The organism is Mycobacterium sp. NGS50 (assembly GCF_059812545.1).
Genome location: NZ_JCALCW010000008.1, coordinates 91,955 through 113,476 on the forward strand (window position 1 = coordinate 91,955; position 21,522 = coordinate 113,476).

18 protein-coding genes and 1 tRNA gene are annotated in these 21,522 nt (G+C 67.6%); 10 read left to right on the plus strand and 9 right to left on the minus strand.

Annotation, left to right across the window (positions count from 1 at the left end; genetic code table 11):
• Positions 1–14 precede the first annotated feature (14 nt).
• Positions 15–539, plus strand: coding sequence for a ribonuclease FAU-1 family protein (locus tag AC5Y36_RS07915; RefSeq protein WP_500040380.1), 525 nt, complete (start codon positions 15–17; stop codon positions 537–539).
• Here AC5Y36_RS07915 and AC5Y36_RS07920 read toward each other — a convergent pair.
• The 5 genes from AC5Y36_RS07920 to AC5Y36_RS07940 all read right to left on the minus strand — a co-directional run bounded on the left by AC5Y36_RS07920 (position 511) and on the right by AC5Y36_RS07940 (position 8,176).
• The gene (locus AC5Y36_RS07920) at positions 511–3,396 is read right to left on the minus strand and encodes an MMPL/RND family transporter (RefSeq protein WP_500040313.1); all 2,886 of its coding nucleotides are present in this window, start codon (positions 3,394–3,396) and stop codon (positions 511–513) included. The genes AC5Y36_RS07915 and AC5Y36_RS07920 overlap by 29 nt on opposite strands.
• Entirely contained in the window at positions 3,393–3,842 is a 450-nt protein-coding gene (locus AC5Y36_RS07925; protein WP_500040314.1) for an MmpS family transport accessory protein, read from the minus strand. The genes AC5Y36_RS07920 and AC5Y36_RS07925 overlap by 4 nt, the downstream gene beginning before the upstream one ends.
• A gap of 515 nt (positions 3,843–4,357) precedes the next feature.
• Positions 4,358–5,539, minus strand: coding sequence for a dephospho-CoA kinase (coaE, locus tag AC5Y36_RS07930; protein ID WP_500040315.1), 1,182 nt, complete (start codon positions 5,537–5,539; stop codon positions 4,358–4,360).
• A 108-nt stretch (positions 5,540–5,647) separates the two neighbouring features.
• Positions 5,648–7,084 carry a 30S ribosomal protein S1 gene (gene rpsA, locus AC5Y36_RS07935; protein ID WP_500040316.1) on the minus strand — a complete coding sequence of 479 codons (1,437 nt, stop codon included), beginning with the start codon at positions 7,082–7,084 and terminating at the stop codon, positions 5,648–5,650.
• A gap of 126 nt (positions 7,085–7,210) precedes the next feature.
• On the minus strand, positions 7,211–8,176 hold the full coding sequence (locus AC5Y36_RS07940; protein WP_500040317.1) for a lysophospholipid acyltransferase family protein: 966 nt from the start codon (positions 8,174–8,176) through the stop codon (positions 7,211–7,213).
• Positions 8,177–8,231: 55 nt separating this feature from the next.
• Between AC5Y36_RS07940 and AC5Y36_RS07945 the strand changes: the two genes are divergently transcribed.
• Positions 8,232–9,449 carry a PrsW family intramembrane metalloprotease gene (locus tag AC5Y36_RS07945; RefSeq protein WP_500040318.1) on the plus strand — a complete coding sequence of 406 codons (1,218 nt, stop codon included), beginning with the start codon at positions 8,232–8,234 and terminating at the stop codon, positions 9,447–9,449.
• An 87-nt stretch (positions 9,450–9,536) separates the two neighbouring features.
• Positions 9,537–11,543, plus strand: a complete 2,007-nt coding sequence (locus AC5Y36_RS07950) for a serine/threonine-protein kinase (RefSeq protein WP_500040319.1) — start codon at positions 9,537–9,539, stop codon at positions 11,541–11,543.
• A 2-nt stretch (positions 11,544–11,545) separates the two neighbouring features.
• On the opposite strand, the gene polA is transcribed toward AC5Y36_RS07950, so the two are convergent.
• Entirely contained in the window at positions 11,546–14,209 is a 2,664-nt protein-coding gene (polA, locus tag AC5Y36_RS07955) for a DNA polymerase I (protein ID WP_500040381.1), read from the minus strand.
• 154 nt (positions 14,210–14,363) lie between these two features.
• Between polA and AC5Y36_RS07960 the strand changes: the two genes are divergently transcribed.
• From AC5Y36_RS07960 to AC5Y36_RS07970, 3 genes are all read left to right on the plus strand, one after another.
• Positions 14,364–14,807, plus strand: a complete 444-nt coding sequence (locus AC5Y36_RS07960) for a Zn-ribbon domain-containing OB-fold protein (protein ID WP_500040320.1) — start codon at positions 14,364–14,366, stop codon at positions 14,805–14,807.
• Positions 14,804–16,003, plus strand: coding sequence for a lipid-transfer protein (locus AC5Y36_RS07965; RefSeq protein WP_500040321.1), 1,200 nt, complete (start codon positions 14,804–14,806; stop codon positions 16,001–16,003). Before AC5Y36_RS07960 ends, AC5Y36_RS07965 begins: the two co-directional genes overlap by 4 nt.
• 89 nt (positions 16,004–16,092) lie before the next feature.
• On the plus strand, positions 16,093–16,332 hold the full coding sequence (locus tag AC5Y36_RS07970) for a DUF167 domain-containing protein (RefSeq protein ID WP_500040322.1): 240 nt from the start codon (positions 16,093–16,095) through the stop codon (positions 16,330–16,332).
• 1 nt (position 16,333) lies between these two features.
• Here the strand turns inward: AC5Y36_RS07970 and AC5Y36_RS07975 are convergent, their stop codons facing one another.
• The gene (locus tag AC5Y36_RS07975) at positions 16,334–16,960 is read right to left on the minus strand and encodes an ANTAR domain-containing response regulator (RefSeq protein ID WP_500040323.1); all 627 of its coding nucleotides are present in this window, start codon (positions 16,958–16,960) and stop codon (positions 16,334–16,336) included.
• Positions 16,961–17,065: 105 nt separating this feature from the next.
• Between AC5Y36_RS07975 and AC5Y36_RS07980 the strand changes: the two genes are divergently transcribed.
• Together AC5Y36_RS07980 and AC5Y36_RS07985 are read left to right on the plus strand one after the other, a co-directional pair.
• Positions 17,066–17,139, plus strand: a tRNA-Leu gene (locus AC5Y36_RS07980).
• 20 nt (positions 17,140–17,159) lie between these two features.
• On the plus strand, positions 17,160–18,161 hold the full coding sequence (locus tag AC5Y36_RS07985; protein ID WP_500040324.1) for a Gfo/Idh/MocA family protein: 1,002 nt from the start codon (positions 17,160–17,162) through the stop codon (positions 18,159–18,161).
• On the opposite strand, the gene AC5Y36_RS07990 is transcribed toward AC5Y36_RS07985, so the two are convergent.
• Positions 18,158–18,442, minus strand: coding sequence for a putative quinol monooxygenase (locus AC5Y36_RS07990; RefSeq protein WP_500040325.1), 285 nt, complete (start codon positions 18,440–18,442; stop codon positions 18,158–18,160). The genes AC5Y36_RS07985 and AC5Y36_RS07990 overlap by 4 nt on opposite strands.
• Before the next feature lie 78 nt (positions 18,443–18,520).
• On the opposite strand from AC5Y36_RS07990, the gene AC5Y36_RS07995 reads away from it, so the two are divergent.
• The gene (locus tag AC5Y36_RS07995) at positions 18,521–19,822 is read left to right on the plus strand and encodes an adenylate/guanylate cyclase domain-containing protein (RefSeq protein WP_500040382.1); all 1,302 of its coding nucleotides are present in this window, start codon (positions 18,521–18,523) and stop codon (positions 19,820–19,822) included.
• Between the two features lie 6 nt (positions 19,823–19,828).
• On the opposite strand, the gene AC5Y36_RS08000 is transcribed toward AC5Y36_RS07995, so the two are convergent.
• Complete coding sequence (locus AC5Y36_RS08000) at positions 19,829–20,839, minus strand: oxygenase MpaB family protein (protein ID WP_500040326.1); 1,011 nt, start codon at positions 20,837–20,839, stop codon at positions 19,829–19,831.
• An 89-nt stretch (positions 20,840–20,928) separates the two neighbouring features.
• On the opposite strand from AC5Y36_RS08000, the gene AC5Y36_RS08005 reads away from it, so the two are divergent.
• Positions 20,929–21,522 (plus strand): TetR/AcrR family transcriptional regulator, encoded by a 594-nt coding sequence (locus AC5Y36_RS08005; RefSeq protein ID WP_500040327.1) that lies wholly within the window; start codon positions 20,929–20,931, stop codon positions 21,520–21,522.

Consider the following 21,522-nt stretch of genomic DNA (forward strand, 5'->3'; position numbering starts at 1 on the left):
GCTTAGAATCGGCCATCCACCCGCCGAAGCATGAGACGTTCGACCTGGTCGAACGCACCAACACCGATCCCAAGGGGATCGTGCGCGCCGTCGCCGTGTACACGGTGCGGCCGTGGGGGCTCTACATGGCCCGCCCCACCCCCGGCCGCGCCCAGTTCCACTACCTGCAGTCCTGGCTGCTGCCGTCGCTGGGTGTACGGGCGAACATCTTTCACTTCAACCCCGGCCACGAGCGCGACCAGGACTACTACCTCGACATCGGCGAATACACCGCCGGCCCCGATCGGTGGCGGTCGGTCGACCACTATCTGGATCTGGTGGTGCGGACCGGCCGCGACGCCGCACTGGCCGACGTCGACGAACTCCTCGAGGCCCACCGGGTCGGGTTGTTGTCCACCGCCACCGCCGAACTGGCGTTCCAGCGGGCGGTGGACGCGATCACCGGGCTCGCCGCCCACGGCCACGACCTCAACCGGTGGCTGGCCGCCGCGGGCATGCCGGTCACCTGGGCTACCCCACCGGCACCGGGATCCGGGTAGTCGCGTCGTCGTCGGTTTCACGGTCACGTTCGGCGGCCCGCCGGCTGACCACCGAGTTGGGCAGCACCTTGATCGGCCACCAGAACCAGCGCCCGAGCAGTGCTGCGATCGTCGGCGTCATGAACGCCCGGATCACGAAGGTGTCGAACAGCAGACCCAGGCAGATCGCCGACCCCGCCTGCCCGATCGAGACCAGGTCGCTGGAGATCATCGACCCCATGGTGAACGCGAAAACCAGGCCCGCCTGGGTCGCCACACTGCCGGAGCCGCCGACACCGCGGATGATCGATGTCTTCAGCCCGCCGTCCAGCTCCTCCTTGAACCGGGACACCAGCAGCAGGTTGTAGTCCGATCCCACCGCCAACAGGATGATGACGGTGATCGGCAGCACGAACCAGTGCAGCTGCAGGCCGAGGATGTGCTGCCAGATCAGCACCGACAGCCCGAAGGACGAACCCAGCGAGATCGCGATGGTGCCGACGATCACCGCCGCCGCCACGATGCTGCGGGTGATCACCAGCATGATGATCAGGATCAGCGACAGCGACGCGATCACCGCGATCATCAGGTCGTACTTCACGTATTCGCCGATGTCGTGATAGGTCGGGGCGGTGCCGCCCAGGTAGAGCTTCGAACCCTCCAGCGGGGTGGTCTTGATGGCCTCCTTGGCCGCGGTCAGCTCCGCCTGCGTCTTGGCCAGTGCCTCATTGCTCGCCGGATCCCCCTCGTGCGTGACGATCATCTGCGCGGACTTGCCGTCCGGCGAAACCATCAGCTTGAGGCCCTTCTGGAAGTCGGCGTTGTCGAACGCCTCCGGGGGCAGGTAGAAGAACTCGTCGTTCTTGGCCGCGTCGAATGCCTGGCCCATCACCGTCGCCGTGTCGGTCATCCGGGCCATCTGGGTGATCATCCCGTTGAAGGTGCTGTACATGGTCAGCGTGGTGGCCCGGATGTCCTTGGAGATGGCGATCATTGGCGGCAGCTGCGCAACCAGCTGCGGCATCAGCTCGTCCATCCGCTGCAGATCGCCGAGCATCGTCGCCATGTTCTCGGCCATCTTGTCGATGCCGTCCAGCCCGTCGAAGATGGACCGCAGCGACCAGCAGATCGGGATGTCGAAGCAGTGCGGCTCCCAGTAGAAGTAGTTGCGCATCGGCCGCCAGAAATCATCGAAATCGGCCATGTGGTCGCGCATCTCGTCGGCGGTCGCCTTCAAGTCGGTGGTGTCGCCGACCATGTCGTGGGTGACCTGTGCCTGCTGCTGCATCAGGCCGTACATGCGCTCCATGATCGCGATCATGTCGCCGAGCTGGTCGGTCATGTGCAGCATGTCCGCCATCCGGCCCTTGAGGTAGTTCAGGTTCTCGGTGATCGGCACCGACTGCATGCTGAGCTGGAAGGGAACCGAGCTGTGGTCGATGGGCGCGCCCAGCGGACGGGTGATGCTCTGCACCTTGTTGATGCCCTCGACGCGCAGCACGTTCTTGGCGATCCGGTCCAGCACCAGCATGTTTCCCGGGGTGCGCAGATCCTGGTCGGTGACGATCAGCAGGATGTCGGGGTTCATCCGCGCCTTGGAGAAATGCCGGTCTGAGGCCTGGTAGCCCTGGATGGACGGCAGATCGGACGGGATGTAGTACCGGTCGTTGTAGTTCACCACGTACGACGGCAGCACGCCCAGCCCGATCAGCGCGACGATGATCGTCACCACCAGGATCGGTCCGGGCCAGCGCACGATGGCGGTCCCGATCCGGTACCAGCCGCGGGAGGTGGTCTTGCGTTGCGATTCCATCCGGCCGAACCGGGTGGCCAGCAGCAGCACCGCGGGACCCAGCGTCAGCGCCGCGATCACCACCACCAGCATGCCGATCGAGCAGGGCAGCGCCAGCGATTCGAAATACGGCAGCCGGGTGAACTTCAGGCAGAGCGTCGCACCGGCGATGGTCAGCCCCGAGCCCAGCACCACATGAGAAACACTGTGGTACGTGGTGTAATACGCCGACATTCGATCCTGACCGGCGGCGCGCGCTTCCTGATATCGGCCGATGAAGAAGATGGCGTAGTCGGTTCCGGCGGCGATCGCCAGCGACGTCAGCATGTTCACCGCGAACGTGGACAGCCCGATGATGTGGTGGTGGGCCAGCACCGCGATCACCCCGCGGGCCGCACCGAGTTCGAGGAAGACGATGAACAAAGTGAGCAACACGGTGGCGACGGAACGGTAGACCAGCAACAGCATGATGGTGATGACCATGAACGTGATCACCGTCATCTTCAGCATGCTTTTGTCGCCGGCGTCGTTCATGTCCATGGTCAGGGCGGCCTGACCGGTGACGTAGACCTTCAGCCCGGCCGGCGGTGTGCTGTGATCGACGATGTCGCGCACCGACTGGACGGATTCCTTGCCCGCGGTGGTGCCCTGGTCCCCGACCAGATTCAGTTGCACGTACGCGGATTTGGCGTCCATGCTCTGGGCCCCACCTGCGGTGATGCGGTCACCCCAGAAGTCCTGCACATATTCGACGTGCTCGGTGTCCTGCTTCAGCTGCGCCACCAAGCCGTGGTAGTAGTCGCGCGCCGGGTCGCCGAGCGGTTCGTCGCTCTCCAGCAGCACCATGACCATGCTGTCGGAATCGAACTGCTCGAACTCGGCGCCCTGTTTCTTGATCGCCTTGTAGGACTGCGCGTCTCGGGACGCCAGCGAGACCGAGTTGGCTTTTCCGACCTCTTCGAGCTGCGGCACGATGACGTTGACGATGACGGTCACGGCCAGCCAGGCCAGGATCACCGGGACCGCCAGCCGGCGGATGGCCGTCGCGACGCGGGAGCCCTGGGCGGGCGCCGAATGCGCGCTCATGCGGACTTCACCAAGCAGAATGCCTGCGCGTCATGGGTGTTGACCGTCTGTTCGTCACGCACCTCGCCGTTGACGATGATCCGGCAACCCAGCGTGGGGCTGTCGCCCTGCGCGACGACGTTGGCGAAGATCGAGGTGAGTTTCGTCGTGATCGTGTACGACCACGGCAACGTGGTGAAATCGGCGTGCTGCGGCTGGGAGTTCTCGTCCAGGAAATTCGCCTGTCCCGTCGTCCCCGCGGGGCCGAACACCTCGTAGATCACATCTTTGGGGATGACGGGTTTGGACTCGTCGATCATGTCGCTGGCGCCGACTTTCTGCGCACCGGCCACACCATGCAGCCGGTAGACCGCGAACCCGGCGACAGCAACCACCACCACGACGACCAGGGGAACCCACACCCGTTGAACGACCTTGAAAATGTTCTCGTCCCCTTCAACCCGCAAACACACACCGTCGGGCACGCAGGTGCGCGTCGCGATGGCGCCGATAGCCTTACCGAACACCGAGACCCCGGGTTCGATTCCCTCGCCGACGACTCGACTTCGCGGTAGGCCTTCGGCAATTCGTAAGGCATGCTACATAACTTTTCCTATGGCGCGCATGTGTGAAATCGGTCACGTTTCGTCGGCCTACTATCCGGCACCGTTCATTGAATGAATCCGCCGCTATCAGTGAATTATGCTAACCACCAACGTGTTTCGGATTGTTAGGTGCTCATCGCGGGTCACGTACGCGGCGATTCGCACAGCAGGTAGCCTGTGCGCCCGTCGACCGGATCACCGGTGGTCAACCGGTTGCCACACCCAACGGCGGTGGGCGGAATCACAGCCTCGCAGGCGCCGTGTTACTGGACACATCCGCGGTGCATATCGGTGCGCAGATGCCCGCGTGCCACCTGTTACCGGGAAAGAGCAATGCCGCGGCAGCAAACATTCGATGAACGGCCGGCGAAGTGCCGCTACGGCCGCCAAGCGGTCGCGTCGGCCCATGCCAACGCCCGCTGGTAGGCGTCGAGGAACCAGGGTTCCTTCGCGTCGGCGTAGCCGGTGATCCCGCCCGTCGCACCCGCCCGCTCCGCCTGGCGTTTGACGGCCAGGTAGTCCGCCTGGACGCCCGGGTTGGCGGCCAGCCAGTCAACGAACAGCAGGGCGAACCGCTGATTGGGCCAGCCGTCGACCCGGATGTGCACGTTGGTCGGCCGGCCCGGATCTGCTGAGGCGTGAAACCTTTTCTGCCACAACGATGCATCATCAGAGTGCGGCATGTCGGCAGTGACATGGTTCAGCCGCGGATAGCCGGCGCCGAGGAGGTGTTCGGCCAGCTCGTCAGCGAGTTCCAGGGATTCGACGGTGACCTGGATGTCGATGACGTCCTTGGCATCCAGTCCGGGAACCGCGGTCGAACCGATGTGGTCGACCCGCAGCGCGCGGTGTCCGCAGGCGGTGCGGATCCGCGCGGTGATGCGCCGCGCCTGATCAGCCCAGGACGGATCGGAAGCCACCAGCCGCACCGGAGACACCACCGGGTGTTGCGCCGCGATGTTGTGGGCGAAGGGCAGGATGCGCTGATGCCACAGGTCGCGGGTCTGCTCCACGAGGGCGCCGGGGCTGCCCGAGTTGTCCAGCCAGACGTCGGCGACGGCGCGCCGTTGCTCCTCGGTGGCCTGTGCGGCGATACGGGCGCGGGCATCGGCCTCCGGCATGCCACGAGACCCCACGAGCCGGCTCACCCGGGTTTCGACGTCCGCGTGCACGATGACCACCAACGGGAACATCGGCGCCATCTGCGACTCGACCAGCAGCGGGATGTCCTCCACGATCACGGCATCGTCGGAGGCCGCGGCGATCAGCTCGCTGCGGCGGTGCGCCACCAGCGGATGCACGATCCCGTTGAGGGTGGCGCGCTTCTGGTCGTCGCTGAAGGCGATCGCGGCCAGCGCGGGGCGGTTCAGTGCCCCGTCGGGCAGCAGGATGTCCGCGCCGAATGCGTCGACCAGCGCCGCCAGGCCTTCGGTGCCGGGCTGAACGACCTCGCGGGCGATGACGTCACCGTCGACGATGATGCCGCCACACTCGCTGAACGCGGTCGACACCGTCGACTTGCCGGCACCGATCCCGCCGGTCAGGCCGATCCGCAGCATGGGCGCACTCCCCCCGGTCAGAATCCCGAACGTACTCCCGCAATACGACTGAAACCTTGCAGGTGGTTACTCGAACCAACCCTGCAAGGTTTCAGTCTCATGTACCGGTCAGGCGTTGCCGGCGAGCTTCTCCCGCAGCGCCGCCAACTGCTCGTCGCTGGCCAGCGAGCCGCCCGCGGACTCCTCGCGCGAGGAGCTGCTGCTGCTCGAGTGCCCGCCCTCGGCGTGCTCGGCAGCGGCGAACTTCTCCATCTGCGTGGTGTGCATCTTGTGCCGCTGCTCGGCCTCGGCGTAGCGGGCCTCCCACTCGGCACGCTGCTTGTCGAAGCCCTCGAGCCACTCGTTGGTCTCCGCGTCGAAGCCCTCGGGGAAGATGTAATTGCCCTGGTCGTCGTAGGAGTCGGCCATGCCGTACTTCGACGGGTCGAACTCCTCGGTGTAGTCCTCGTTGGCCTGCTTGAGGCTCAGCGAGATGCGGCGACGCTCCAGGTCGATGTCGATGACCTTGACCATCGCGTCGTCGCCGACCGCGACCACCTGGTCGGGCACCTCGACGTGGTGCTCGGACAGCTCCGAGATGTGCACCAGGCCCTCGATGCCCTCCTCGACCCGCACGAACGCGCCGAACGGCACCAGCTTGGTGACCTTGCCGGGCACGATCTGGCCGATCGCGTGGGTGCGGGCGAAGTGCCGCCACGGGTCTTCCTGGGTGGCCTTGAGCGACAGCGAAACCCGCTCGCGGTCCATGTCGACGTCGAGCACCTCGACGGTGACCTCGTCGCCGACCTGAACAACCTCGGAAGGGTGGTCGATGTGCTTCCAGGACAGCTCGGAGACGTGCACCAGGCCGTCCACCCCGCCCAGGTCGACGAAGGCGCCGAAGTTGACGATCGAGGACACCACACCCTTGCGGATGGCGCCCTTCTGCAGCTGGTTGAGGAACTCGCTGCGCACCTCGGACTGGGTCTGCTCCAGCCAGGCCCGGCGAGACAGCACCACGTTGTTGCGGTTCTTGTCCAGCTCGATGATCTTGGCTTCGATCTCTTTGCCGATGTAGGGCTGCAGGTCACGGACCCGCCGCATCTCGACCAGCGAGGCGGGCAGGAAGCCGCGCAGCCCGATGTCGAGGATCAGGCCGCCCTTGACGACCTCGATGACGGTGCCCTTGACGGCCTCGTCCTTGTCCTTGAGTGCCTCGATGGTGCCCCAGGCGCGCTCGTACTGAGCACGCTTCTTGGACAGGATCAGCCGACCCTCTTTGTCCTCCTTGGTGAGGACCAGGGCTTCGACCTCGTCGCCGACGGACACCACCTCGTGGGGGTCGACGTCGTGCTTGATGGACAGCTCGCGGGAGGGGATGACCCCTTCGGTCTTGTAGCCGATGTCGAGCAGGACCTCGTCACGGTCGACCTTGACGATTGTCCCTTCGACGATGTCGCCATCGTTGAAATACTTGATCGTTTTGTCGATGGCGGCGAGAAAGTCCTCGGCCGAGCCGATGTCGTTGACGGCTACTTGCGGCGAGGTGACGGTGGGACTGGGCATGTGTTGGGTTGCTCCGGACAGGTCAAATCGTAGGGACAGTGTTTTGGCTTTTGTGCATGCTGCGGCCCCCGAACTGGTCACGGGCCACCTGTCGAGGCTACTCGACGGGCTCCGCAGCGGCCAAACTCACCCCCGGTGGCGTCCAATGGAGTCCGACACCAGCCCTCCGGGCATCAGCCATTGTTCGGGCCGGTGCCGGATGAACGGTGCGATCGCGTCGGCGATGGCCTGCGACGTGGCCTGCACCAGGGCGCCCACGTCGGGGTCGTCGGGGCGAAGCGGTCCACCGGCCAGAATCGGCGGGCCGAGGACCGGTTCGCGCCGGTGTCGGTCCTGGTAGACCGCGCCGGGCACGATCGCGGCGCCGGTACGCAGCGCCAGCAGCGCCGGCCCGGGTCCGACGGTGCGGCGGGTGCCGGCAAGCTCCACTTCGACGCCGGTGCCGCCGCCCTGGCGGGCGCGGTAGTAGTCGCCGGCGATGGCGACCACCCGGCCGCGTCGCACGGCGTCCTCCATCGCGGCGGTGATGCTGGCTCGCCGGTCTCGGTCGACGATGACCAGTTCCATGCCGGCTTTATCGGCGCCGCGGGCCATCACCCACTGCATCAGCGCGCGCTGGCCGTTGGCGACGACGGTGGTGGGCACGTCGTTGAGGGCCAGCACCGCCGGCAGCGACGCATAGGAGCCCAGGTGCGGAAACACCACGATCGCTCCCACCCCCGACGGGCGGCCGAGTTGCAGCGCCGTGTCGATGGGGGTGCGGTCGGCGAACCGGAAGCGCCGGCGCGCGGCGGTGCGGGAGGCGGTGAGGAACCAGATGCCGTCGTTGGCGTTGCGGACCAGGGCGCGATACATCGCGCGCACCGGGTGCCACTTGCGGGTGGAGAACTGCGCCGTCGGGTCGACGTTGTCACGGAAGTCCTGCAGTACCCGGGAATGCTGGGCGCGGCCCCTCCAGTAGACGAATCGGGCCATCACCGCCGACAGCACGTCCATCAGGCGGGCCGGCAGCAGCCGAGATGTCGTGGACACCAGCAGCGCCAACTGGCGGATCAGCACCGAGACCTGCTTGGGTGCTACCGGCTCGGACACGCCGCCAGTCTAAGAGTCCGGTGCCCGGCCGCGGTGCAGCATTTACCCTGCTGTGATGTCGTATCACCCGATGCCGCCCGTGCCGCCGGGGCCGCCTGGGCCGCCGCCGGGGTGGTCGCCGGGACCGCCGGTACCGTTCGGACCGCCGCTGCCCCGCCAGATCCGCAAGGTCGGGGCGCCGCTGGGTGTGCTCATCGCGTTCGGCGCGGTCGCCGGTGTGCTGGTGCTGCTGCTGACCGCGGTCAACCCGGTCGGAGCCACGATCGGCTTCGTGCTGTCCACGCTGGGCATCGGTGTGGTGGTGCTGGCCTACCTGTGGCTGGACCGGTGGGAGCCGGAGCCGCCGCGGCTGCTGCTGATGGCCTTCGGCTGGGGAACATCGGTCGCGGTGGTGGTGTCACTGGCCCTGGAGCTGGCCGTCGGCGCCGCGATCACCCCGCATGAGAAGGGGCCGGGGTTTGCGACGGTCGCGGTCCTGGCGCCGGTGGTGGAAGAGCTGGCGAAGGGGCTGTTTTTGCTGGTCATGATGACCGGACGACGCCGACGGCAGCTGAACTCGCTGACCGACTGCCTGGTGTATGCCGGGATCACCGCGGCCGGCTTCGCCTGGCTGGAGGACATCCTCTATATCGCCAACGGCAAGACGGTGGCGATGTCGGTGCTGACCGCGGCGATGCGGCTGGTGATGGCGCCGTTCGCCCATCCGCTGTTCACCACCATGACCGGTATCGGCGTGTACTTCGCGATGCGCCAGCGCAGCACCGGCGCCAAGGCCGGCTGCGTACTGCTCGGCTACGGCGGGGCGGTGCTGATGCACGGGCTGTGGAACGGCTCGTCGCTGCTGGGGGTCGGGGCCTACCTGATGGTCTACGCGTTGTGGATGCTGCCGATCCTGGGTCTGGCCATCACGCTGGGTGTCATCAGCCGGCACCGGGAACAGAAGGTGGTGGCCGCGAAGCTGCCCGGCATGGTGGCCGCGAACCTGGTGACGCCGAACGAGGCGACCTGGCTGGGATCGATGCGACACCGCAAGGTAGCCATCGGCGAGGCCCGGCGACTGGGCGGGCCGGCCGCCGCCAAGTCGGTGCAGCGGTTCGCCGCCCAGGTCGTCGAGCTCGCGTTCATCCGGGATCGCATCGAACGCGGCTTCGGCGATGCGGAGGCGTTCGCCGAGCAGACCGAGGAGGCCTACGGCGTGGTGGCGGCGCGGGCGGCGGCGCCGGTGCTGTACACGATGGCCTACTACCGCTCGCCGCTGCCGCCACGGCTCTAGGGCGTTGATTTTGCGTCCACGGCGCAAAAACCCGTGAAAAACGCGCCCTGGGCGCAGGCTCAACGCCAGGAATTAAGGTCATACGCTGTGGATGAGGTGTTCGGCCGATACCGACTGCGCGGCCTGCTCGGTGCGGGTGGCATGGGCCAGGTCTACCGGGCCTACGACACCGAGCTGGACCGCGACGTGGCCATCAAGGTGCTGCCCGCCCAGGCCAGCACCGACCCGACCTTCGAGCAGCGATTCCGCCGCGAAGCCCGCACCGCCGCGGGCCTCGGCGAACCCCACATCGTCCCCATCCACGACTCCGGCGAAATCGACGGCCGGCTGTTCATCGCCATGCAGTTGGTCGACGGCACCGACCTCGCCACCTTGCTCACCCAGCACGGCCCCATGTCGGCCGAACGCGCCGTCCGGATCGCGGAGCAGGCAGCCGAGGCACTCGACGCCGCGCACCATGCCGGGCTGGTCCACCGCGACGTCAAACCCGCCAATCTGCTGATTACCCCGAAGAACTTCGTCTACCTCATCGACTTCGGAATCGCCCGCGCCCCGGGCGAAACCAAACTCACCAACACCGGCTCCACCATCGGCACCATGGCCTACATGTCCCCCGAACGCTTCACCGCCGGACAAGTAGACAAACGCGCCGACATCTACGCGTTGGCTTGTGTGCTGTACGAATGCCTCACCGGGACAAAACCTTTCCCCGACGCCACCATCGAACAACAGATGTACGCGCATATCCACGCGCCCCGGCCACAACCCAGCGCGGCTGGTGTCGCTCGCGGATTCGACGACGTTGTCGCCACCGGCATGAGCGTCGACCCGCACAAGCGATTTCTCACCGCCGGCGCACTGGCTGCCGCCGCCCGCCAAGCACTCAATGGGCAAACCGCCACTCCCCCAGTGCCTCTCCCTGCATTGGCATTCGACCAAATGGCGATGGCCCCCACCATCGCCGCGCCGGTGAACTCACCCGCCTCCAGCGCCGATGCGACCGCCCTGGCCCCACCACGGCCGAACCCCGTCAGCGTCTTCTCCGACTGGCTGGGTTTGGGTCGTCGCCCATCGCACAATTCCCAGAAACCACCCGTCGGCTACCGCTTGCGGCCCAGTCGGCTGGCGTTTGTCGCGGTCGGGTTCTTCCTCGCCGTTGCGGTAACAGCCGCCGGAATTGTGCACTGGGCCAAGAGCCCAAACAGCAAGGCGCCGACCGTCACCGCCACGATCCCCGTCGACTCCAACCCGTCGAGCGTGGTGGTCGACCCCTTCACCCACACCGTCTACGCCGCGAACCCGCCGGGCGCCATGGCGTTCGTGATCGACGCCAGCACCAATAGGGTCACCGCCAGCATCGGCGTGGGTGCGTGGCCAGGGGATATTGCGGTCGACCCCACCGCCCACGCCGCCTACGTCACCAACCCCGACGACAACACCGTCTCGGCGATCGACACCACCACCAACACCGTCGTCGCCACCATCCGCGTCGGTGAACACCCGCGGTATGTGGCCGTCGACCCGGGCCTCCACACCGCCTATGTCGCCAATCTTCAGGACAACTACGTGTCGACCATCGACACCACCACCAACGCCATCGGCGCCCCGATCCCCGTCTCCGTCGGCCAGGGGCCCGGTGCCATTGCTGTCGACACCAGCACCCACGCCGTTTACAACATCAACGCGGCAGGTCTGTCGGTGATCGACACCGCGACCGCCACCGTCACCACCACCATCACCGTCGGCAAAGACCCGTCCGCGGTGGCGGTCGACCCCGCCACCCATGCCGCCTACGTCGTCGACGGGGCGGGCGACACGATGTCGGTGGTCGACATCGCCGCCAACGCCGTCACCAGAATCGTCCCCGTCGGTAAGGGGCCATCGGATGTGGCGGTCGACGCCAGCACTCACACGGCCTACGTCACCAACTTCGACGACGACACGGTGTCGGTGATCGACACCGAAACCAACACCGTCACCAGCACCATCGCCGTCGGTAAAGGCCCGATGGGTGTCGCCGTCGACGTCAGCACACATGCGGTCTTCGTCACGAACAGCAACGACAACACGGTCTCGGTGATCACCGGGCCGTAGCGCTAGTGCGCGGCGGCGTCCCAACTCCGCCCGTAGCCCACCGACACCTCCAGCGGCACGTCGAGCGGATATGCGCCGCCCATCTTGTCGCGGACCAGCGCCTCCAACCGCTCCCGTTCGCCCTCGGCGACCTCGAACAGCAGCTCGTCGTGCACCTGCAGCAGCATCCGGGACCGCAGGCCGGCGTCGCGCAGCGCCTTGTCGGCCTCGATCATCGCCACCTTGATGATGTCGGCGGCGCTGCCCTGGATCGGCGCGTTGAGTGCGGCGCGCTCGGCGCTCTCCCGCACCTGGCGGTTGCTGCTGTCCAGCTCCGGCAGGTAGCGCCGCCGCCCCAACACGGTGGAGGTGTAGCCGTCCTTGCGGGCCTGGTCGACGACCTCGTGCAGGTAGTCGCGCACCCCGCCGAACCGGGCGAAGTAGGCGTCCATCTGCTCCTTGGCCTCCTCGGTGGAGATCTTGAGCTGCTGGGACAGCCCGTAGGCGCTCAGCCCGTAGGCCAGGCCGTAGGACATCGCCTTGACGCGGCGCCGCAGCTCGGGTGTCACCTCCTCGATCGGCACCGAGAACGCCCGCGACGCAACGAAGTTGTGCAGATCCTCGCCGGTGTTGAAGGCCTCGATCAGGCCCTCATCTCTGGACAGGTGCGCCATGATGCGCATCTCGATCTGGCTGTAGTCGGCGGTCATCAGCTCGGCATAGCCGGAGCCCACCACAAACCCGTCCCGGATCTCGCGGCCGGCGTCGGTACGGATCGGGATGTTCTGCAGGTTGGGTTCGGTAGAGGAAAGTCTGCCGGTCGCGGCAATCGTTTGATTAAACGTCGTATGGATGCGGCCGTCGGCGGCCACCGACTTGAGCAGCCCGTCCACGGTGACCTTGAGCCGGGTGACGTCGCGGTGGCGCAGCAGGTGTTCCAGGAACGGGTGGCCGGTCTTGTCGAACAGCGACTGCAGTGCGTCCGCATCGGTGGTGTATCCGGTCTTGGTGCGTTTGGTTTTCGGCATCTCCAGCTTGTCGAACAGCACCACCTGCAGCTGTTTGGGTGAGCCGAGGTTGATCTGCTCGCCGATCACCGCGTAGGCGGCCTCGGCGGCGTCGCGGATCTGGTCACCGAACCGGCTCTGCAGCTCACCCAGCTGGTCGAGGTCGACGGCGATGCCGGCGGTCTCCATGCCGGCCAGCACCGACTGGACCGGCAGTTCCATGTCCGACAGCAGCCCGGCGGAGTCGATGCCGGTCAGCTCGGTGTCCAGCGCGTCGGCCAGGTCGGCGACCGCGCGGGCCCGCAGGATGGTGGTCTGCACCGCCTGCGCATCTTCGCCGTCGCTGTCATCGAGCAGTGAAAGTTGTTGTTCTTCAGCGGTTTCGGCGCGCAACTCGCGGCGCAGGTAGCGCAGCGACAGGTCGTCGAGGGCGAAGCTGCGCTGACCGGGCCGCACCAGGTAGGCGGCCAGCGCGGTGTCGGAGGTGACCCCGTTCAGCTCCCAGCCGGGTCCGGCCAGGTCGTGCATGGCCTGCTTGGCCTCGTGCACCGCCTTGGGCTGTGCGGGATCGGCCAGCCAGGCGCCCAGCGCGGCGTCGTCCTCGGGGGTCAGGGTCGCGGTGTCCAGGTAGGCGCCGTCGCCGTCGGGGGCGGCGACCGCCAGCGCGGTGGCGTCGCCGTCGAAGGCCAGATGGGTGCCGACCACAGCCAGCCCGGAGCGTCGGCCATCGGCGGCGTGCTCAGCCAGCCAGGCCGCGACGGCGCCGGGGGCCAGCGCCTCGCCGCGGACCTCGAATCCCTCGTCGACCTCGGGTTCGACGGCCACCAGGGTGTCGAACAGCCGGTCGCGCAACACCCGGAACTCCAGGTCGTCGAAGAGCCGGTGGATGCGGTCGCGGTCCCAGGGCTGCACCCGCAGCGTGTCGGGTGTCTGCGCCAACGGCACGTTGCGGACCAGGTCGGTGAGCTCCCGGTTGAGCACCACCGTGGACAGGTTGGCCCGCAGCGCGTCGCCGACCTTGCCGCGGACGGTGTCGACCTGGTCGACCAGGTTCTGCAGCGAGCCGTATTCGGCGATCCACTTGGTGGCGGTCTTCTCCCCCACCCCGGGGATGCCGGGCAGATTGTCGCTGGGGTCGCCGCGCAGCGCGGCGAAGTCCGGGTACTGCTGCGGGGTCAGCCCATATTTTTCGACGACAGCCGCCGGGGTGAACCGGGTCAGCTCGCTGACCCCCTTGCGTGGGTAGAGCACGGTGACGTCGTCGCTGACCAGTTGCAGCGAGTCCCGGTCGCCGGTGACCACCAGCACCCGGTAACCCTCGTCTTCGGCCTGGGTGGCCAGGGTCGCGATTAGGTCGTCGGCTTCGAAGCCCGGCTCGGCCAGCACCGTGATACCCAGCGCGCCCAGTACCTCCTTGGTGATGTCGATCTGGCCGCGGAATTCGTCGGGGGTGGCCGAGCGGGTGGCCTTGTATTCCGGGTAGCGCTCGGAGCGGAAGGTCTGGCGCGACACGTCGAAGGCCGCCGCGACATGGGTGGGGGCCTCGTCGCGCAGCAGGTTGATCAGCATCGCGGTGAACCCGTAGACCGCGTTGGTGGTCAACCCGCCCTGGGTCTTGAAGTTCTCCGCGGGCAGCGCGTAAAACGCCCGGAACGCCAGCGAGTTGCCGTCCAGCAGCATCAGGGTGGATTTGTCGGGCGTGGCGGTCTGGGCGGGGCTCACGGCCTTCACTCTAGGCAGTCGGTGTGTCAGATCTTTTCCGCGCCGGCGCCGACATCCACCAGAAAACTGGAACACGTTTCAGTTTCGCGGCAGTTCTCGGTACTCTGACGAGGTGCCAGACGTAGCCTCGCAGCCCGCGATCGACGGGTGGTTCGCCACCGACGACGCCGGACTCCCCCACCTTATCGGCGCCAAGTGTCCGCAGTGCGGCACCTATGTGTTCCCGCCGCGTGAGAACAACTGCCCCAACCCGGCCTGTGACGGCGACGTGCTGGAGCCGGTTGCCTTGTCGCGCAGCGGCAAGATCTGGAGCTACACCGAGAACCGCTACCCGCCGCCACCGCCGTATCCGGCGCCGGACCCCTTCGAGCCGTTCGCGATCGCCGCGGTCGAACTCGCCGACGAGGGCCTGATCGTGTTGGGCAAGGTGGCCGAGGGCACGCTGGCCGCGGACCTGCAGGTCGGCATGGAGATGGAACTGACCACCATGCCGCTCTACACCGACGACGACGGCGTGCAGCGCACCGTGTACGCCTGGAAGAAGGTGGGCGCATGACTCCCCAGCCGCTGTACATCCTGGGTGCGGGCATGCACCCGTGGGGCAAGTGGGGCCGTGACTTCACCGAGTACGGGGTGATCGCCGCCCGCGCCGCGCTGGCCGATGCCGGCCTAGACGCGCAGCAGATCCAGTTCATCGCCGGCGCCGACACCATCCGCAACGGCTACCCGGGCTTCATCGCCGGTTCGACGTTCGCCCAGAAGCTGGGTTGGAACGGGGTTCCGGTGTCGTCGTCCTACGCCGCCTGCGCATCCGGTTCGCAGGCGCTGCAGAGCGCGCGCGCCCAGATCCTGGCCGGCTTCTGCGACGTCGCGCTGGTGATCGGCGCCGACACCACTCCCAAGGGTGCGTTCGCCCCGGTCGGCGGTGAGCGCAAGAACGACCCGGACTGGCAGCGCTTCCACCTGATCGGGGCGATGAACCCGGTGTACTTCGCGCTGCTGGCCCGCCGGCGGATGGACCTCTACGGCGCCACCTCCGAGGACTTCGCGCAGGTGAAGGTGAAGAACTCCCGGCACGGCCTGGGTAACCCGAATGCCCGCTACCGCAAGGAATCCGCGGTCGAGGATGTGCTGGCCAGCCCGGTGGTCTCCGACCCGCTGCGCCAGCTCGACATCTGCGCCACCTCCGACGGTGCCGCGGCGCTGATCGTGGCCAGCGCGGAGTTCGCCAAAAAGCACCTCGGTTCGCTGGAGGGTGTGCCGTCGGTGCGCGCGGTGTCCACCGTGACCCCGCGCTACCCGCAGCACCTGCCCGAATTACCGGACATCGCAACCGATTCCACGGCTGTGGCGGCCGCCCCGGAGCGGGTGTTCAAGGACCAGATCCTGGATGCGGCCTACGCCGAGGCCGGGATCGGCCCGGAGGACGTCAGCCTGGCCGAGGTCTACGACCTGTCCACCGCGCTGGAGCTCGACTGGTACGAGCACCTAGGCCTGTGCGCCAAGGGTGAAGGCGAGGCACTGCTCCGCAGCGGTGCCACCACGATCGGTGGGAAGGTGCCGGTCAACCCGTCCGGTGGGCTGGCCTGCTTCGGCGAGGCGATTCCGGCGCAGGCGATCGCCCAGGTGTGTGAGCTGACCTGGCAGCTGCGCGGGCAGGCCACCGGCCGCCAGGTCGAGGGTGCCACCGTCGGCGTCACCGCCAACCAGGGACTGTTCGGGCACGGCTCATCGGTGATCGTCGCGCGCTAGCTAGCGTTTCCTGCGGCGAGCGTGCGCAGTTGTACGCCTGCGGGCCCTCGCACTGGCATTCTGCGCACCCTCGCCGTCAGGATGTGAGGGTGCGCAGCAGCCAGATCGTCGCGGTGCGGGTCAAGCCCGGCAGCCGCAAGGGCCCGCTCATCGAAAGCGGGGACGACGGGGCACTGACGGTTTATGTGCGGGAGCCGGCCGTCGACGGCAAGGCCAACGACGCTGTCATCCGGCTGCTGGCCGAGTATTTCGATGTGCCGCGCCGAAATGTGGAGCTGGCGTCGGGCGCCACCGCGCGGCTCAAACGCTTCCGCGTCAGCCCGCGTTAGCTCAGGACTCGGCGTCTTCCTTGGGTGAGCCCAACGTCTCCACGACCACTTCGGCGACCCGTTTCATGGTGGTGCGCCGGTCCATGGCGGCCCGCTGGATCCACTTGAACGCCTCGGGTTCGCTGAGGCCCTGTTTGGCCTGCAGCAGGCCCTTGGCCCGCTCGACGAGCTTGCGGGCCTCCAACCGGTCCGACAGGGTGGCGACTTCGAGTTCCAGCGCCGCGATCTCGCCGTAGCGGCTGACCGCCAGCTCGATGGCGGGAACCAGGTCGGTGGCCGAGAACGGCTTCACCAGATACGCCATCGCGCCGGCCTCGCGGGCCCGCTCCACCAGGTCGCGCTGGCTGAACGCGGTGAGCACCACGATGGGGGCGATGCGCTTGCTGGCGATCTCCGAGGCCGCGTCGATGCCGTCGCGCCGCGGCATCTTGACATCCATGATCACCAGGTCGGGCCGGAGCTGCTCGGCCAGATCGACCGCTTCCTGCCCGTCGCCGGCCTCGCCGACGACGTCGTAGCCCTCTTCGCGCAGCATCTCCGCCAGATCCATCCGGATGAGCGTTTCGTCCTCGGCGATCAGAACCCGATGGGTCACGGGGCTGCCGCTGTCGGTCGTGGGGCCGGTCATCCCGTCATTGTGTCGCGGGCGGTCATCAGCAGCGACGCCGGGTACCGATTCCGATGTGAGGACCGGCGAACACATCCTCTATGGTGGTAGGCCGTACACCCATGAGCCCTCGTATCCCAACTGGCAGAGGAAACGGATTCAAAACCCGTACAGTGTGAGTTCGAATCTCACCGAGGGCACGCAATGCTAGCGTCGGCCGGTGTCTAGAAACCCGGATTTCCCGCTGCGGATCGGCATCCTCGGTGCCGCCCGCATCGCACCGGCAGCGCTGATCCAGCCGGCCACCGAGAACCCCGACGTTGTGGTGGCCGCCGTGGCGGCGCGTGACGGCTCCCGGGCCCAGGCGTTCGCCGCCAAACACGGCATCGCCCGCACCCACGACAGCTACCAGGCGTTGATCGACGACCCGGATATCGATGCCGTCTACAACCCGCTGCCCAACGGTCTGCACGGCCGGTGGACCCGGGCGGCCATGGCCGCCGGCAAGCACGTGCTGTGCGAAAAGCCGTTCACCGCCAACGCCGCCGAGGCCCGCGAGATCGCGGATCTGGCCGATCAGTCCGACCGGGTGGTGATGGAGGCGTTCCATTACCGCTACCACCCGCTGACGCTGCGGGTGGAGGAGATCATCGCCTCCGGTGAGCTGGGCACGCTGCAGCGGGTCGAGGCGTCGCTGTGCTTCCCGTGGCCCAAGTTCGCCGACATCCGCTACAACTACCCGCTGGCCGGCGGTGCCACGATGGACGCCGGCTGCTATCCGGTGCACATGGTCCGCACCTTCGGTGGCGCCACTCCGGAGGTGGTGTCGGCGAAGGCGAAACGGCGCGGCCCGCAGATCGACCGGGCGATGACGGCCGAATTGCGCTTCCCCGCCGGGCACACCGGCCGGATCCGCTGTTCGATCTGGTCGTCGGACCTGCTGCGGATGAGCGCACGCGTGGTGGGCGAGCGCGGCGAGCTGCGGGCGTTCAATCCCGTGCTGCCGCAAGCGTTCCACCGGCTCACCGTGCGGTCCCCGAAGGGCAAGCGGGTGGAGCGCTTCGGGCGCCGCGCCTCCTACGCCTACCAGCTCGACGCGTTCGTCGCCGCGGTGCGTGACGGCGCCCCGGTGAAAACCACGCCGCGGGACGCGATCGAGAACATGACCGTCATCGACGCGATCTACCGCGCCGCCGGTCTACCGCTGCGTCAGCCGAGTTAGCCCAGCCGGGAGGCGTGGTTGGGTTCCCACTGGGTGACGTGCGGACCGTATTCGCGGAGGAACTGCTCGACGTGCGGCGTGGTCCCGTGCTTGTCCAGCGCCTCACGGGTCTCCCAGTGCTCGAAGCACAGGAACAACGACGGGTCCTCGTGATCCCGATAGAACTCGTAGGCCAGGCAGCCCGGCTCGGCGAGGGTGGGGGCGACGAGGTTCACCATCGCCTCGGCGACCTGGTCGGCGACGGTCGGTTCGACGGTGATCCGGATGAAGGCGGTGTGCACCGACTGATTGCAGCAGACGGTGCGGCCTGCAGCCGGACAGGTCCCACTCAGCGGTCATCGCGTTAGGCTTGTTCCGTGATGAGGCGCGTTGGCGCGGCATGGGCGATGGCCGATGGGCCCTACCGCCGGTCGCACTGCGTGCCGGCCCGCACCCAGCACTGGGCCGGCGGCGCCACCCGCCGGATGCGGGTCCTCAAGATCACCGCGGTGATCGCGGCGACGGTCAGCACCATCTTCGGCGTACTGCAGCTGTTCATCGGGGAAGCCCAGTGGTGGCTGGGCCTGGTCAACCTGGTCACCGCGGTGCTCGTCGCCATCACCCCGAAGCTGTACAAATACGGCGAGCTGGTGAGCCCACTGACGTTCATCGGCGTCGCCTACACCTCGATCTTCGTCATCTGCTGGGCGGTCGGGACCGCCTCGGGCGCACAGTTCTACTTCCTGGTGGCGGCCACCATCGCGGTGTTGATCCTCGGTGTCGAGCACATCGTGCTGGCGGCGGGCGCGGCCGGGCTGGGGGCGGCGTTGACCATCGCGCTGCAATTCCTGGTACCGGCCGACACCGGGGCCGCGCCGATCTGGACGCAGACGATGAGCTTCGTGTTCACCATCATCTCCGCGTGCGTGATGGTAGTGCTGACCGTCTGGTACACGCTGCGCGAAACCAGCCGCGCCGAAGCGGCCATGGAGGCCGAGTACGAACGGTCCGAGGCGTTGCTGACCAACATGTTGCCGGCCACCATCGCCGAGCGGTTGAAGGATCCAGCGCGTTCGGTGATCGCCGACAAGTACGACGACGCGTCGATCCTGTTCGCCGACATCGCGGACTTCACCGAGAACGCCAGCGACACCTCACCGGCCGACCTGGTGCGGTTCCTGGACCTGCTGTACACCGATTTCGACCTGATCGTCGACAGCCACGACCTGGAGAAGGTCAAGACCAGTGGCGACTCCTACATGGTGGTCAGCGGTGTGCCCACGCCCCGGCCGGATCACCTTGAGGCACTGGCGAATCTGGCCCTGGACATGGCCGACGCCGTGGCGGTGATGAAGGATCCGCACGGACGGCCGCTGCGGATCAGGATCGGGATGGCCGCCGGCCCGGTGGTGGCCGGCGTGGTCGGGTCGCGACGATTCTTCTACGACGTGTGGGGCGACGCCGTCAACGTCGCGTCGCGGATGGAGTCGACCGACACCGCGGGCCGCATCCAGGTGCCGCAGGATGTCTACGAACGGCTGCGGCACGCGTTCGATTTCGAGGAGCGCGGCGACGTGCCGATCAAGGGCAAAGGCGTCATGCACACCTGGTATCTGACCGGCCGCAAACCCGCCGTCGACGGACAGCGCCCGTCGGTGCACCATCCGGCCGAGGCCCGCTGAGCCGGGTCAGACCAGCTGTTCTACCGCCTCGCGATCGCGCTCGGGATCACTGCCCAACACGTAACTCGGCACCGTGTGCGGGCAGCTGGTGCCTCGGGCCACCCGGGCCTGCGCGGCCCGGAACTCCGGCAGCGGACCCATCGCGGTGTGCAATCCGTTGATGGTCGCCCACATCGCGGTTCGCCGGGCGAGGCGTTCGAGGGGGTTGGGTGCCGTGTGCATCACCATGGCCGCGGCCCAGCCCGGCAGCGTGTCGCGGATCGCCCAGTCCAAACCGGGCCCCAACGGGCCCAACGGGCCCAACGGCCGCACATTGGGACCGGTGGCCATGGCGGTGCCGTGGGTGATCGCCAACCGCGGCAGGTAGGAGTGCAGGCACTCCAGCGTCTCGGCCTTGGTGCTCGGTAGGTCGGTGCCGCCCAACGCCTGCCCGACCCGGACGAATTCGCCGTAGTAGCGGTCCAGTTTGGCCCCGCGCAGCGGTCGGGGGTGATACAGCTCGTGGGCGGTGGCGATCCCCCACACCACCGTCGCGTAGTTCCAGCGCAGCCACTCGGGATCGTCGGCGTCGTAGGCCAACCCGTCGGGCCGGATGCCCTTGACCGTGTGGTGCATGGCGCGCACGGTGCGCGCGGCCCGTTCGGCGGTCTCGGTGGAGCCGTAAGCGGTGGCGATGAAGAACGACAACGAATGCCCGAGCCGTACCTTGGCGCCCTCGGGATCGATGCGGCCGGTCATCTCGCCGGTTTCGGAGCGCTCCACGATCCGGGAGTGCTCGACGCCCATCCAGAAAATGCTGGGGTCGAACCGTTCGATGTAGGCGGCACACTGCAACCCGAACAGCAGCGCCGGGAAATGCGAGTGCACATGCCACACCGCGCTGCCCGGCCCGAACCAGCCCGGATCGCCGGCCGGCCCGGCGAATTCCAGGCCCCGGAAGTAGCGGGTACGGATCTGCTTGTCGAAGAAATCGTTCAGCTGCGACTGGATCAACTGGTGCGGCAACGCGATCTGCATTCGCCCTTCCCCATCCTGGATACGACCGTCACCAGAATACACATCTGGATACGCCCGTGGCCAGACCCTGGGAAAGCTAGGCTGGACCGATGTCGAGTCCGACCCGGTGGGCGGGCGTGTCGTTGACCGACCGCCGCAGCGAACGGCGCGGGCTGCTGATCGACGCCGCGTTCGCCCTGTTCGGCGCCGGCGGCGAGGCCGCGGTGTCGGTGCGCTCGGTGTGCCGCGAATCCGCGCTGCACACCCGGTATTTCTACGAGAGCTTCACCGACACCGGAGAGTTGTTCGGGGCGGTGTATGACCGGGTGGCCACCGAACTGATCGCCCAGGTGCAAGACGCGGTGACCGCGGCCGGCGACGACGCCCGCGCCCGGATGCGGGCGGGGATTCGCGCCGTGCTGGGATTCAGCTCGGCAGATCCGCGGCGGGGGCGGGTGCTGTTCACCGAGGCGCGCGCCAACCCGGTGCTGGCCGGCCGGCGCACCGTCGCCCAGGAAGGCCTACGCGAAGCGGTCCTCACCGAGGCCGACCCGAACGTCGATCCGATCGCCGCCCAGGTCGGGGCGGCGATGTTCACCGGCGCGATGGCCGAACTGGCCCAGCAGTGGCTGGCCGGCAATCTCGGCGACGACCTCGACGCGGTGGTCGAGCACGCCGTTCAGTTGGTGACGCCGCGGCGCTGA

Bases quoted from the DNA above. Each gene is read 5' to 3' on its own strand.
- polA (WP_500040381.1), bottom strand. From the start codon at position 14,209: ATGCTGCTGGACGGCAACTCGCTGGCGTTCCGGGCGTTTTACGCGCTG.
- AC5Y36_RS07995 (WP_500040382.1), top strand. From the start codon at position 18,521: ATGAGGCGCGTTGGCGCGGCATGGGCGATGGCCGATGGGCCCTACCGC.
- AC5Y36_RS08000 (WP_500040326.1), bottom strand. From the start codon at position 20,839: ATGCAGATCGCGTTGCCGCACCAGTTGATCCAGTCGCAGCTGAACGAT.
- coaE (WP_500040315.1), bottom strand. From the start codon at position 5,539: ATGCTGCGGATCGGCCTGACCGGCGGGATCGGTGCCGGCAAGTCGACG.
- rpsA (WP_500040316.1), bottom strand. From the start codon at position 7,084: ATGCCCAGTCCCACCGTCACCTCGCCGCAAGTAGCCGTCAACGACATC.
- AC5Y36_RS08005 (WP_500040327.1), top strand. From the start codon at position 20,929: ATGTCGAGTCCGACCCGGTGGGCGGGCGTGTCGTTGACCGACCGCCGC.
- AC5Y36_RS07920 (WP_500040313.1), bottom strand. From the start codon at position 3,396: ATGAGCGCGCATTCGGCGCCCGCCCAGGGCTCCCGCGTCGCGACGGCC.
- AC5Y36_RS07975 (WP_500040323.1), bottom strand. From the start codon at position 16,960: ATGACCGGCCCCACGACCGACAGCGGCAGCCCCGTGACCCATCGGGTT.
- AC5Y36_RS07965 (WP_500040321.1), top strand. From the start codon at position 14,804: ATGACTCCCCAGCCGCTGTACATCCTGGGTGCGGGCATGCACCCGTGG.
- AC5Y36_RS07945 (WP_500040318.1), top strand. From the start codon at position 8,232: ATGTCGTATCACCCGATGCCGCCCGTGCCGCCGGGGCCGCCTGGGCCG.